Consider the following 12,818-nt stretch of genomic DNA (forward strand, 5'->3'; position numbering starts at 1 on the left):
ATGGAAACGCACATCATCACTATTACTTTTCATGAGTGTGCCGCTCATTATGGCCTCAGCGAGGCGGATGTGCGGGAATTTGTGGATCTGGGCTTGCTGCAAGCCGCCCCGGACCGGCCCAATGCCCTGCGTGAGGAGCCGCTGCATGTGGCCCGACTGGCCCGCCTCCACCACGACCTGGGCCTGAGCAAAGACAGCCTGGAAGTGGTGCTGGCCATGCGCCAGCGGCTGGAGCAGCTACAGCAGGAACTACGGCAGCAGCAGGCCCGGGTACGGCAGCTGGAGGTATTCCTGGGCGGTTCGGGTCCGCTGCTGGACATCACGGGCCGCTAGGCGGTGGTGGCAAACCACGGTTTTAGCCAGCCCCCCGGCACAGGCGAAGCTGGACAATAAGGGCAACCTTTCTGGTTGGTTAAGGTATAAAAGCCCGTTCCGCCCGGCGGACCTTCTTGCTTAGCCACCTTTTTACATCTGTATATGCCTCCACGCATTCCCCTCCCGAAGGTGCTGGCACTGGGCCTCGCAGCCTGCGCCCTTGCCCCTCACCTCACCAACGCTCAGACAGCCGACCGGAAGACGGCCATTGGCCTCAACGTAAGCGCCATGCAGTACAAGGGCAGCTTCGGTTCCGATTTTTGGAAGTGGAGCGAAAACAAGTACGCGCCGGGTATTACCTTCAGCCAGTACCTCACCAAAGGCCTGGGCCTGCAGCTGAGCGGCAATTACGTAGAGTTCAAAAAGACGGCTCCGGCCGGAGCGCCCTATTTCGGCAGCAACTTTGCCACCAACGTGGTAAACGTGAACCTGGGCCTGAAATTCAAGCTCTTCAACGACGACTCTCCCGTACGGCCCTACCTGCTGGGCGCCCCGGGCTGGACCTACACCAGCCGGGAGGGTACCATTAACCGCAACGGCGCGGCCCTGCGCACCGACGAGGACAAGAGTTACTTCGACCTGTTCGGGGCGGCTGGTATCGACTTCCGTTTGGGTGAGGCCGTAACCCTGTTCGTGCAAACCGGCCAGCACATTCCCCTCAACGCCAACCTCGATGGGGAGCCAGTGCGCGACGGAGACAAGTTCGACGACCGGTTTCTGCAGCACACTGTGGGCCTGAACGTAGCCCTGGGTAAAGCCAAGGACGAAGACAACGACGGGGTTTCCGATAAAAAGGACAAGTGCCCCGGCACACCAGCCGGCGTGGCCGTGGATATGAACGGCTGCCCCCTCGATGGGGACGGAGACGGTGTACCCGACTATCAGGATAAGTGCCCCACCGAGAAAGGCCTGGCAACGCTGGAAGGCTGCCCCGACCGGGACGGTGACGGTATACGTGACGGCGACGACAAGTGCCCCGATACCCCCGGCAAGGCCGAGCTGCAGGGCTGCCCCGACTCAGATAACGACGGCGTAATTGACCAGAACGACAAGTGCCCTGATACGCCCGGCGGCACCAAAGTAGATGCCAATGGCTGCCCCATTGATACCGACGGCGACGGAGTGCCCGACTACCAGGACCGTTGCCCCAACCGCCCCGGTCCGGCCTCAAACAAAGGCTGCCCCGAGATGAAACTGGAGGAGAAGAAGCGTCTGCAGGAAGCTACCAAGTACATCCAGTTCGAGTTCGATAAGGCTACGCTGAAGCCCATTTCGTTCCCGACCCTCGATGGGCTGGTGAAAATCCTGAACGACTACCCCGACTACTACCTTGGCATTTCGGCTCACGCCGACAACAAGGGCGACGACGCCTACAACCTGCGCCTCTCGGATGAACGGGCTGCTTCGGCCCGGGCTTATATGCTGCGCAAAGGCATTCCCGAAGACCGGATTGTGTCGCATGGCTACGGCGAAACCAAGCCCATTGCCCCCAACACCACCGATGCCGGTCGTGCCCTCAACCGCCGTGTAGAGTTTGACGTGTACCTGCCCGGCGACCCGAACCCGGCCGAAACCAAGTACGGTCCCGCACCCGAAATTCCGGCCGCCCCGGTAAAAGCGGCCCCAGTGAAGAAAGCTCCGGTTCGGAAAGCTCCCGTGCGCCGGAAATAGGAAACCGGTCATCGTATAAAATGAAAGCGGCCTGCTCAGTTGAGCAGGCCGCTTTTTTTGTAGTTTGGCCGGGCGGGTTGCAGCCACTCTGCCGGCCGTACTACCCGGGGATTTTTCTTGTTCTTAGTTCATCCTTTATGCTCTATACTAGCTGTATCACACTGGCCAGCTACCTGGCAGTAGCCTTTGCACCTGCGGTACCTATGGCCTCTCCCGGCCCTACCTGTCAGCTGGTAGGCACTATCAAAGGCATTGGCCAGCAGCCCATTCTGTTTCAGTACCGCTACCAGGGCCAGGAGCATACCGATACCGTTCGGGCCGTGCACGACCAGTTCCGCTATACAGCTCATCCTTCCGATGATGGGACTATTGACCTGATTATTGACCGTAGCCAGTGGACGTCGTTCTGGTATGAGCCGGGCAAGGTGCTGGTAAGCGGCAGCAGCAGCACCCCGCATCAGCTCACCTTTACGGGCACTCCCAACAACGAAGTGCACACCCAATACCGCCGACAGATTGAGTGGCCCTACTACGCCACCGTGCAGAAAGCCCTGGCCGCCGGACAGTCTACGCTGCCACTGCGGCAACAGCGGGTGCGCCAGTCGCTGCAATTTGTGGAGCAGCACCTAGCCTCCCAGGCCAGTACCGATATTCTGCTGTGGCAAACCCGCTACGATGAAACGCAGGCAGAAACGTACCGCCGTTTGCTGGCGCGTATGCCCAAAGCTCAGCAGGAATCCGTGCAGGGGCGGGAAATTGCGAAACGCCTCGTTATCCTGCGCAATATGCCGGTAGTAGGTAAAGTGGCCACCAACTTCACCATGCCCGATACGGCCGGCGTGGCTACCTCTCTGGCCAGCTTCCGGGGCCGCTACGTACTGCTCGATTTCTGGGGGCACTGGTGCGGGCCCTGCCTGCGGGTAATGCCCCAGCTTAGTGCCCTGCACCAGCAGTACGGGCAGCGGGTAGCTTTTGTGGGAGTAGCTGCTGAAAGCGCCCGGGACAAGCCGCTCTGGCTCCGGGCCATCCGGCAGCACCACGCGGGCTGGGCGCAGCTCTCGGAGCTGGCCGGCGACGAAAGCCCGGTGCTTACGCAGTACAACATCACGGCATTCCCGACCTATCTGCTCCTGAACCCCCAGGGCGTGGTACTGGCCCGCACCTCCGACGTGGAGCAGCTGACTCAGGCCCTGGCCGCTCTGCCCAAACCGTAATGGCTCACACCCAGTCCACGGCCAGAGCCAGCAGCAGCCCGGCCAGAGTAGCCAGGAGCTTGCGCACGTTCAGGCTATGGTCGGGGCTGGTTTCGAAGAGGATGGTGGTAGATACGTGCAGGAAGTTGCCCGCTACCAGCCCCAGCAGGCTAGCGTATAGCCCCCCCGTCAGCAGCTGCTCCAGCACCACAAAGTTGCTTACTACAATGCCCACCGGCCCCGCTACGGCAAACAGCAGCAGGTAGGGCACCGCCCGCCGGAAGGAGCCCAGGCGCAGCAGCAGGGCGGCCATCAATGCAAAGGCCGCCGGAATATGATGCAGGGCTACCCCCGCCAGAATAGCATAGAAATTCTGGCTTACGTCGCCGGCCTCCGGGGTTTTCACCAGTATGCTGCCCTCCAGAAACGAGTGCAGCACCAAGGAAAACAGCAGCAGAAACGGTACGCGGCCGGCGTGCTCGGTATGGTGGTGCACATGCCCGTGCTCCACACCCTGCGAAAACACTTCCAACAGCATCTGCCCAAAAAATCCGGCCAGCACAAAGTAGCCCACCACATGGCCCGGCTGCATTTGCAAGGCCTCGGGCAGCAGGTGGGTTACGGTGAGCGTGAACAGGTAGGCCCCGCTGAAAGCCAGCAGGGGCTTCATCCAGGTGGTACGGGCCGTGGGCAGCAGGCGGGTAAGCCAGCCAGCGCCCAGCACCGTCAGAAATAAGGCAGTAACAGCAAACCACATAGCACAAAGCGCCAACGCAACCCACTGAGGCAGAGGCCGAAGCCGCCGCAGTATCCTCAGCCGGAGCGTCTTTCTATTTTTTGAGCACGAAAATCATTCGGGGGCTGGTGGCTGGGTCGAAAGGGCCCAGCTGGTAGTCGCCCAGCGTTTCGGCCAGCCGCAGGCCGGCCATGCGGAAATACTCGGCAAACCGTTCCTGATTGAGGGCCCGCACCCGCTCCTCGAAATACTGTTCCTGGCCCGCGTCGTCACGAAACCGTATTTCCTTTACAATGAAGTCGTTGTGAAAATGTCGGTACAACTGGTAGACCGTACCATCCACGGTTTTGGTTTCGTGGGTTACCAGGGTTTTGATGGTAAGCTCAGTATTCAGGAAGTCGATAACCAGCTTGCCCCCCGGCCGCAGGGCAGCGGCGGCATTACGCAGGGCCACCACATTCTCAGCTTCCTGCTCAAAGTAGCCAAAGCTGGTAAACAGGTTCAGCACCAGATCAAACGGGCCGTAGGGCAAAGGGTCGCGCATATCGTGCACCTGAAAGTGCAGACGCTCGTGGCCGAACTGTCGGGCAGCCGCAATGCTGTGGGGCGATAAGTCTACTCCCGTTACCGCAAATCCCTGCTCGCTCAGGTAGCGGGAGTGGCGGCCTTTTCCACAGGCCAGATCCAATAGCCGGGCAGTAGGCTTAGGGTGCAGGTAGGCCAACAACCGGTCCAGAAATGCCCGTGCCTCCGCGTAGTCACGGTGTTGGTACAGGCGGTGGTAATACGGCGAATCGAACCAGGTACTGAACCATTCGGCGGCAACAGGAAGCATAGGCGGGGTACGCAGCAAAAACAGAGAAAGGGCACCATTGGGCCCTTTCTCTGTTTTTCAGGAGTGCAGATGCGGGGCACCGTATCTGCAATAATGTTGCAAATATGGCACCCCGGAATGGTAAATCAAAGCTGAGCCGCTGGTTTCGCCCCCGGATTGGCCTCCAGGTTCATCCCGCACACCGGGCATTTGCCGGGCGTGTTACTGGCACTGCCCTCACAGCCCATCGGGCAGAGGTAGGCGGCCGTGCGGGCAGGCACCGCCACGGAATCGGTGGCAACGGGTGGAGCTGGCGTAGTGGCTTGTCCGGCAGTGGGCTTGGCTTCACAGCCGGCCAGCAGCAGTACAGCTACCAGAGCGCCGGCAGAGGCGGCGCGTTTCCGCAGGTAATGTACCATCAACCTGTTACTTCTTAACGTCGGTTGTATTGTTGCTGGTGGCGCTTTGGCTGGTAGCACCCGTGCTGGTAGAGTTGTTCTGGGCCTGCTCAGGGGTGCGTACGCGCTGTGCTGCCTCGGGGCTGTTGGTTTGAGCGGCATCGGCGGCATCGGCCGTGCGGGCTTCCTCGGCAGTGGTACGCTTGCTCTGGTTGGGCTCATCCAGGGTAACTTCCGAGCTGATGGGCTCTGCAATGGCCCCGCCTTTGTGCTGGCTGGCGGCTTCGGAGGTGTGCTGGTCAAAGTTGTCGGAGGAGCGGCTGCCGGGCTCCACCATATCCACCGATACTTTTTTATCGGCCCGCCAGTCCGATGGTTCGCTGCTGCAGGCGTTCAGGGCCAGGGTGGCTACTGCCAGGGCGGAAAGTACGAGTTGCTTGCTCATGAGGAGGGTTCTACTAAGGTCTGTTTGCTGATATCAGAAAGAAGGAAAGCGGTCGGCTTACCCGCCGGGCAGCAGGTTTTTGCGCCGCAACATAGCATCGAACAGTTTCTGGTCGTTGGGCGAGTTGAAAATCCGGTCGGGTACCTGCAGGAAGATGGGCGTATCGAAGGTTTTGGCCACCCACAGCCGCCAGCCCTTCAGGTCCTGGGGCATTTCCGGCGCCTTCAACGACAACAAGTAGCCGTCGGCTTCCCGTTTTACGTGACCAATCATGTCCCAGGTTAGGCGCATACCTTCTTTCTCATTGCGGCGCAGCACCAGCTGCTTGTTGTCGAACTCGTAGCTGAGCTTTTCAAACAGCGGCTTGGTTTGCTCCACCTGCGTTACGCCCGTAACCTGAGCCGAGCGGAACAGTACGTACAGCAGCGTGAGCAGCAGTGCCCCGCTTAGCCACCACCACGAAGGCCAGATGAGGGCCGGTAGCAGGCCAACTGTCAGGGGAATGAGGGCGTACCACCACTCACGTCGCCACACCCGGGCCATGGCCAGTTTGGTGTACGTATCGGTGTCGAGCTGGTGCTTTTTGGTGCGGATAGCCAGTGGCGAAGCAGCCTGTTGCTGCTGCTGTTGCCGGTAGCCCCCGCGCTGGTTGGGGAGTTGCATTGTATGTTAGTTGGCAGTTGTTAGTTGCTGAATGTCAGTTGCCAGTACGATACTAACACCTGACAACCAGCAGCTAACAACTCATTAAAACGCTTTCAGGCTCATATCGAGGCTGCGGATGGAATGAGTGAGGGCACCTACTGAAATATAATCGACGCCGGTGGCGGCTACTTCAGCAATGGTTTCTTCGGTAATGCCGCCGCTGGCTTCCAGCGGGTAACGGCCGGCCACCAGGGCCACGGCTTCGCGCAGCTGCGCCGGGCTCATGTTGTCGAGCATGATGCGGGTAATACCCCCGGCATCCAGGGCCTGCTGCACTTCGCTCAGGGTGCGGGTTTCTACCTCAATGGGCAATTGCCGGCCGGTGCGGGCCAGGTAGGCTCTGGAGGCTTCAATAGCCTGCCGGATGCCACCGGCGTAGTCTACATGGTTGTCCTTAAGAATTATCATGTCGAACAGCCCGTAGCGGTGGTTTATCCCGCCACCAATCAGCACGGCCCACTTCTCGCACAGCCGGAAGTTGGGGGTAGTTTTGCGGGTGTCGAGCAGTTTGGCTTTCGTGCCGGCCAGCAGCCCATTAAGATGAGCCGTGCGGGTGGCAATACCACTCATGCGCTGCATACAGTTGAGCACCAGCCGCTCAGCCGTCAGAATACTCTGGGCGCGGCCTTCTACTACAAATGCCACCTCCCCGTGCTGCACACGGGCGCCATCGGCCAGGCGCTGCTCCAGGCGCAGGTCGGCATCTACCATCCCGAAAATATGATGTGCCAGCTCTACCCCGGCCAGCACGCCCTCATCCTTGATCAGCAGGTGGGCACGTTTCCGGGCCTCCGCCGGAATAGCCGACAGGGCCGAATGGTCACCGTCGCCGATATCTTCGGCCAGGGCAGTGCGGATAAAGGTCTGGAGGGCTTCCGGGGTGAGGTAGGGGGGCATTTGCACGGTGCAAAAATAGCAAAAAGGGGCCACCCGCGCGTAACGGAGTAGCCGAGCAACCAAGTAAGTTGCAGGCTACCCGGGCGGGGCGTAGCAGGGGGCGGGAGCTGAAACCAAACAGAAGCTTCCATTGCGCCCCACCAGCCCGGTTTACGCAACAAGCCCCCGGCACACAGCTGGTGCCGGGGGCTTGCGCAGAGCAGGCAGAAAACTTACTCAGTTACTACGTTGCTTAGCTACTCTTTCGTAAAGTCGATGGTGGCAATTTTCAGACTGCCGCCCGCCTGCTTCATTTTCACGAACATGCGGTAAGCGCCGTCCTTGCCGGCATATTTGCCCACGGCATAGGGCGTTCCTTCGTTGCTGCCGCCGTAGTGAATAAAATCGAACGAAGCCGGGGAGTGTTTAGCGAAGAAGTCCTTCATCACAAACTCGGCCTGGGTGGCGCTGTAGCTCTGCTTGTCACCATCAAAGCTCAGCTCCACGGTAGGGGCAAAATACTGCGCCAAATCCCGGGAAGAGGAACTCCGGATAGCGGTGCGCACGGGCCCAAAAGCCTCGCCCTGGGCCAGAGCCCCGGCCGTGAGCAGCAAGCTGCACACCAGCGTCAGGGCCAAAAAGAAAGTACGTTTCATACTAACGGTAAGGGTTCTTCATGCGAAGTGCTAAAATGATGCCAAGCTGACCCATAGCCGGGCCGCTTCGCCGGACTGGCATTTCTACGCCACCAAGTTAGGCAAAACGCGGGCGTTTCGCCCGGGCTGGCCTATCTTTGCCCCCATGAACAAACAGGTATTGCTGGTAATTCTGGACGGCTGGGGGCTGGCGCAGAATAAAGAGGTTTCGGCTATTGATCAGGCACGTACGCCGTTTGTCGATTCGCTGTTTCAGCGCTTCCCGCACAGCAAGCTGCAGGCTTCCGGCGAAGCCGTGGGTCTGCCCGATGGGCAAATGGGCAACTCCGAGGTAGGCCACATGAACATTGGGGCCGGCCGCGTGGTGTACCAGGATCTGGTGCGCATCAACAAAGCTATCCGGGAGCGGAAGCTGGGTACGATGCCGGCGCTGCTGAAAGCTTTTGAGTACGCCCGCCTCAATAACAAGCCGGTACATCTGATGGGCCTGCTCTCCGACGGGGGCGTGCATTCCCACATCGAGCACCTGAAAGCCCTGTGCACTATTGCCCACGACCAGGACGTGCATAACGTGTTCATCCATGCCTTTACCGATGGCCGCGACACCGACCCCAAGGGTGGCGTAAGCTACGTGAACGACCTGGAGCAGCACCTGCAGCGTGGCGCCAGCGGCCGCATTGCCTCCATTGTAGGCCGTTATTATGCCATGGACCGGGACAACCGCTGGGAGCGGGTAAAGCTGGCCTACGACCTGCTGGTGAACGGTAAGGGTGCCCCCTCCCAGAACCTGATTCAGAGTATGCTCGACCTGTATAAGGATGGGGTGACGGATGAGTTCCTGAAACCCATAGTGAAAACCGGGGCCGACGGGCAGCCGCTGGCTACCATCCAGGAGGGCGACGTGGTGCTGTGCTTTAACTTCCGCACCGACCGGGGCCGGGAAATTACGCAGGCACTTACCCAGCAGGATTTCCACGCCTTCGAAATGCACCGCCTGAACCTGCACTACCTCACCATGACCAACTACGACGCCACCTTTACCGGCGTCACGCCCATCTTCGAGAAGGATAACCTCGAAGAAACCCTGGGTGAGGTGCTGGCCGCCCACGGCAAAACCCAGATCCGCATTGCCGAAACCGAGAAGTATCCGCACGTTACGTTCTTCTTCTCGGGGGGGCGGGAGGTGGAGTTTGGCGGGGAGAAGCGCATTATGCGTAACTCGCCCAAGGTAGCCACCTACGACCTACAGCCCGAAATGAGCGCCTACGAGCTGCGCGACGCGCTGGTGCCGGAGCTACAGGCCAAAACCACCGACTTTGTGGTGCTCAACTTCGCCAATACCGATATGGTAGGCCACACCGGGGTGTTTGAGGCCGCCGTGAAGGCCGCCGAAGCCGTGGATGAATGCACCAAAGGAGTGGTGGAGGCCGCCCTGGCCGCCGACTATGCCTGCATCATCATTGCCGACCACGGCAACGCTGACATGATGATTAATCCCGACGGCTCGCCCAACACGGCCCACACCACCAACCTGGTGCCCTGCATTCTGGCCAGCAACGACTACCAGGGTGCCGTGGCCGATGGCAAGCTGGGCGACATTGCACCCACGGTGCTGGAGCTGATGGGCCTGCCGCAACCCGAAGCCATGAGCGGGCAGAGCCTGCTCCGTCCGGAAACCGCGCCGAATGCATAAGTACGCGCCCGTTGTGCTAAGTGGGCTGCTAGGCCTGGCCGCCTGCGGCCCCGGCGACACGGCCACGGTACGCCCCAACCCGGCCAACCGCAAGCCCGCTTACTTTAACCTGCTGGGCTTTCTGGAGCAGCAAAGCACCCTATTAAACCAACAGCAGCCAGATCTGGAAAAGCAGGTATTGCTGCGCGACGGAAAACGGGAAACTACCCGCGTCCGGAAAACCGACTGGACCAAGGAACTGCAGATTTTCCAGCAGGCCGATATCAACAAGCCTGCCCTGCGTGGCCTGTATGCCGTCAACTCTACTACCCTGCCATCCGGCCTGGTCCAGCGCACTTACCGCCGCCAATCCGGCACCGACCACCCGGTGGAAGAGCTTACCGTAGTTAGCCAGGATGCTGTGGTACACGATGTCACTGCCAAGGTAGCTCAGAATAACCCGCTGGTATACTCGGCCAAAACGCTGGAGCTGCATTGCCAGAATGGCCGGTTAGTGAACTACTCGGTAAACGGCGTGCAGAAGTTGGTTTTGTTTGATTCCGTGCGGTACGCGGTGCGGGCACAGGTGCAGTAGCTCGGCTGCAGGTGCTGCAACACGGGCCTGATGCGCCCCATGCTCACCATGAGAGCATCAGTCCACGTAAGGCTCCACGTGCACTGTGCTCAGGCGGCCCCCCTGGTACACCACCGACACGTAATTGGTGCGCTCCGAGTCACCGATGCGCACCTTGTCGATGGTAGTGGCGGCGGGGCGGTGGGCTTTGGCCAGGCGGGTGCGCAGGCGGCGGCCGTAAGCCGGCTGAAAATTTACCACTACTGCATCCCGCAACAAGTCCTTTTCCGGAGCCCGGTAGAACTCAAATACATTGCCCTGGTGGCGCACCAGCAGGATGGTATCAATCTGGTTGGCCTCGTAAAGGTTGCGGTAGGGTGTGCGGGCTGTTATCCGACCACCGCTCCGGATTAGCTGCTGCACCGTGGGCTCCTCCCCAAATGGCTGTCCGGCCAACGAGTCGTTGGTGAGCCGCACTACGCGGGTAACCAGCGGCGGAGCCACGGGCCGGAGCGCCCGGGAAGCCTGGGCAGCCGGTTTACGGCCAGAAGTTTTACCAGCCTCCGGACCTGAACCGGGCACAGCCAGCCACCCGGCCACGTACAATAACGCGGCAGCGGCGGCTTTTCCGGTAAAAATCAGGAGGGCGGCGTACATGCTGGCTTTTTTCAGCGCTATACGCGAAAGTCGGGCCAGCGGCTTGTTCCTGCCGCAATATTTCGCTCAGTACGTGGCGGTTGCCGGTTCAAGCTGGCCTATCGGCCCATCAATGTGGCCACCACCCAGCGGCGGCCGCCGTGGTTGCGGTGCTCCCCCAGGTAAATGCCCTGCCAGGTGCCCAGCGCCAGCTCGCCCTTACTAATCGGAATGCTCACGGCATGGCCCAGCAGGCTGGCCTTCAGATGGGCCGGCATATCGTCGGGGCCCTCCAGGGTATGCCGGAAGTAGGCAGCATTTTCGGGAGCCAGCCGGTTAAAAAACTGCTCAAAATCGTGGCGTACCGTAGGGTCAGCGTTTTCGTTGATGCTCAGGCTGGCGGAGGTATGCTGGATAAAGAACTGCGCCGTACCCACCTGAATCTGCTCCAGCTCCGGCAGCTCGGCCACCAGCAAATCGGTAATCAAATGAAAGCCCCGGCTCACGGCTGGCAGCCGCAGCCGCTTCTGAACGAAGTGCATAGCAAAAAAGTGATTAGATGGTAGAGTAATATAGTGGGACGAAATGTGATGAAAACTGTCATTCTGAGCGCAGGACTTTACCATCAAAATAACTTGTCCTATAGTAACCTTTTTCCATAACAGGTCTAACTTGCTCTCATTATTTCCGTTCCTGCCTGCTTCTGGGCCTTCTATTTACACTCCTATTGCTCTTTGATGATCTGCTATCAGCATAGCAGAAAAAGTACTCTGCTCTTTTATCGTACTCGCTTTTATGCTTACCTCATTTCGTTTACCCGCCGCTGCGGCGGTTCTGAGTGTATTTTTCCTACTAGCTGTCCTTCTAGCCGGCTGCACGAAAGAGCAAGACCAACCCACTCCCGCCTCATCACTCTCCGTCACGGAGGCCAGTGACTGGTACAAAAGTATCCATCCCGCCCAACCGGCTACGATACGGACTTCGGCCTACTCGCAGCGGAAGGATTCTTCCTCGGCGACCCTTAACTGGTCGAAAGCCTTTTCCCTTTCTCAGGATGGGCAGTCGTTGGTGCTGGTACCTTATCAAGGCGACCACGCGCTGTTCGCCCGTTCCGCCGTGAAAGGCGTACGGTATCTGATTGTAACTAAAAAAGCAACGATATTCGACGGGGTAACGATAGAGATTCTGCTGAAGCCTACTGCAGCAGGTCTTGACACGCTCAGCCTGCTCACGGACTTATATCGTAGCTACTCTCAGAAGAATTCGCGTGTACCGCTGGCGGGGGAAGGGGCCGTCCTGTTTTACAACCAGGAGTATCATTTCCTGACTGGCCACTTCTTCACCCACGCAGGTGTACTGAAGAAGTCTATTCGGTTGATGTTTCAACCACGGCAGGCGAGTGCTGACCAATTTGGCCCCTCCAATAGAATGGACTTCGTGCCAGAAGTCGGCAAATGCTATGACTGGTACACACCCGATGGCGAATACATTACAACAACTGGAGATTGTGACGGCGGTATTGGTGGGAATGGAGGATATGCACCACCCATTTACACCGGTGGTGGGGGACCTGGTAGCCAGACCCCCGGTTCTGGTTCCAGTAGCCCTCACGGCCCTAGTGGTTGGGGAGGTAGTGACCCTCCCAGTCCCAAAATGGTTTCTAGAATGCCAACTTCAATGCCAATTCAAGTCGGTGGCGGTTGCGTGCCCGCCTCTCTAGCCATAATCAAATCGTCTCTATGCGCCGGAAGCTTTAGCCAAAACCAAAATGATATTGCTTTATATGGAAGTCAACAGTATGGCATATTTTTCATGAATGATGGTGTTCCCTTAGAAGATATGGGCAGTTTCGTCGGTCATTTCTTCAACGTAAATATCCTTGTTCCTGCCGGCAACTTTATTGGAGCTATTAATAATGGCTATCCAATATTAATAGATGTTTTGGCGGTGGTCTAAATCGTGGTTTTGCTATCTTGTGTGATGCTACAGACTACCCTTACCTGTGCTAAATGTGGGAGCACAGCCTTGCGCAAAAATGGGCATAGCCACGGCCACGCCAAGTATTTG

Annotated in this window: 15 protein-coding genes; 6 read left to right on the top strand and 9 right to left on the bottom strand. The window is 58.9% G+C overall.

Annotated elements, in window-relative coordinates:
* The 3 genes from EI290_RS14540 (at nucleotide 1) to EI290_RS14550 (ending at nucleotide 3,260) form a co-directional block, all read left to right on the top strand.
* Entirely contained in the window at nucleotides 1-333 is a 333-nt protein-coding gene (locus EI290_RS14540; RefSeq protein ID WP_125431816.1) for a chaperone modulator CbpM, read from the top strand.
* Between the two features lie 144 nt (nucleotides 334-477).
* Nucleotides 478-2,046, top strand: a complete 1,569-nt coding sequence (locus EI290_RS22945) for an OmpA family protein (protein WP_125431819.1) — start codon at nucleotides 478-480, stop codon at nucleotides 2,044-2,046.
* Nucleotides 2,047-2,249: 203 nt separating this feature from the next.
* Nucleotides 2,250-3,260: a TlpA disulfide reductase family protein gene (locus EI290_RS14550; RefSeq protein ID WP_221766268.1), complete on the top strand. Its 1,011-nt coding sequence runs from the start codon at nucleotides 2,250-2,252 to the stop codon at nucleotides 3,258-3,260.
* Nucleotides 3,261-3,264: 4 nt separating this feature from the next.
* On the opposite strand, the gene EI290_RS14555 is transcribed toward EI290_RS14550, so the two are convergent.
* The 7 genes from EI290_RS14555 to EI290_RS14585 all read right to left on the bottom strand — a co-directional run bounded on the left by EI290_RS14555 (nucleotide 3,265) and on the right by EI290_RS14585 (nucleotide 7,869).
* Nucleotides 3,265-3,996 carry a ZIP family metal transporter gene (locus EI290_RS14555; RefSeq protein ID WP_125431825.1) on the bottom strand — a complete coding sequence of 244 codons (732 nt, stop codon included), beginning with the start codon at nucleotides 3,994-3,996 and terminating at the stop codon, nucleotides 3,265-3,267.
* Between the two features lie 73 nt (nucleotides 3,997-4,069).
* Nucleotides 4,070-4,810 carry an SAM-dependent methyltransferase gene (locus EI290_RS14560; RefSeq protein ID WP_125431828.1) on the bottom strand — a complete coding sequence of 247 codons (741 nt, stop codon included), beginning with the start codon at nucleotides 4,808-4,810 and terminating at the stop codon, nucleotides 4,070-4,072.
* A 125-nt stretch (nucleotides 4,811-4,935) separates the two neighbouring features.
* A complete protein-coding gene (locus EI290_RS14565) occupies nucleotides 4,936-5,208 on the bottom strand; it encodes a heavy metal-binding domain-containing protein (protein ID WP_125431831.1) in 273 nt (90 codons plus the stop codon).
* Nucleotides 5,209-5,215: 7 nt separating this feature from the next.
* On the bottom strand, nucleotides 5,216-5,632 hold the full coding sequence (locus EI290_RS14570; RefSeq protein ID WP_125431834.1) for a hypothetical protein: 417 nt from the start codon (nucleotides 5,630-5,632) through the stop codon (nucleotides 5,216-5,218).
* A gap of 57 nt (nucleotides 5,633-5,689) precedes the next feature.
* The gene (locus EI290_RS14575; protein WP_125431837.1) at nucleotides 5,690-6,295 is read right to left on the bottom strand and encodes a hypothetical protein; all 606 of its coding nucleotides are present in this window, start codon (nucleotides 6,293-6,295) and stop codon (nucleotides 5,690-5,692) included.
* 84 nt (nucleotides 6,296-6,379) lie between these two features.
* Nucleotides 6,380-7,234 carry a carboxylating nicotinate-nucleotide diphosphorylase gene (gene nadC, locus EI290_RS14580; protein WP_185817006.1) on the bottom strand — a complete coding sequence of 285 codons (855 nt, stop codon included), beginning with the start codon at nucleotides 7,232-7,234 and terminating at the stop codon, nucleotides 6,380-6,382.
* A 236-nt stretch (nucleotides 7,235-7,470) separates the two neighbouring features.
* On the bottom strand, nucleotides 7,471-7,869 hold the full coding sequence (locus tag EI290_RS14585; protein WP_125431843.1) for a DUF4783 domain-containing protein: 399 nt from the start codon (nucleotides 7,867-7,869) through the stop codon (nucleotides 7,471-7,473).
* Nucleotides 7,870-8,014: 145 nt separating this feature from the next.
* Between EI290_RS14585 and gpmI the strand changes: the two genes are divergently transcribed.
* A complete protein-coding gene (gene gpmI, locus EI290_RS14590) occupies nucleotides 8,015-9,562 on the top strand; it encodes a 2,3-bisphosphoglycerate-independent phosphoglycerate mutase (protein ID WP_125431846.1) in 1,548 nt (515 codons plus the stop codon).
* The gene (locus tag EI290_RS14595) at nucleotides 9,555-10,136 is read left to right on the top strand and encodes a hypothetical protein (RefSeq protein ID WP_125431849.1); all 582 of its coding nucleotides are present in this window, start codon (nucleotides 9,555-9,557) and stop codon (nucleotides 10,134-10,136) included. Before gpmI ends, EI290_RS14595 begins: the two co-directional genes overlap by 8 nt.
* A gap of 57 nt (nucleotides 10,137-10,193) precedes the next feature.
* Here EI290_RS14595 and EI290_RS14600 read toward each other — a convergent pair whose 3' ends face one another.
* Both EI290_RS14600 and EI290_RS14605 read right to left on the bottom strand, forming a co-directional pair.
* A complete protein-coding gene (locus EI290_RS14600; protein WP_125431852.1) occupies nucleotides 10,194-10,772 on the bottom strand; it encodes a hypothetical protein in 579 nt (192 codons plus the stop codon).
* Nucleotides 10,773-10,870: 98 nt separating this feature from the next.
* Nucleotides 10,871-11,293, bottom strand: a complete 423-nt coding sequence (locus EI290_RS14605; protein ID WP_125431855.1) for a secondary thiamine-phosphate synthase enzyme YjbQ — start codon at nucleotides 11,291-11,293, stop codon at nucleotides 10,871-10,873.
* 253 nt (nucleotides 11,294-11,546) lie between these two features.
* Here EI290_RS14605 and EI290_RS14610 point away from each other — a divergent pair, with 253 nt between their 5' ends.
* Nucleotides 11,547-12,707, top strand: a complete 1,161-nt coding sequence (locus EI290_RS14610; RefSeq protein WP_125431858.1) for a hypothetical protein — start codon at nucleotides 11,547-11,549, stop codon at nucleotides 12,705-12,707.
* Nucleotides 12,708-12,818 lie beyond the last annotated feature (111 nt).

The sequence above is a fragment of the Hymenobacter metallilatus genome, from assembly GCF_003944705.1.
GTDB classification, from domain to species: Bacteria; Bacteroidota; Bacteroidia; order Cytophagales; family Hymenobacteraceae; genus Hymenobacter; species Hymenobacter metallilatus.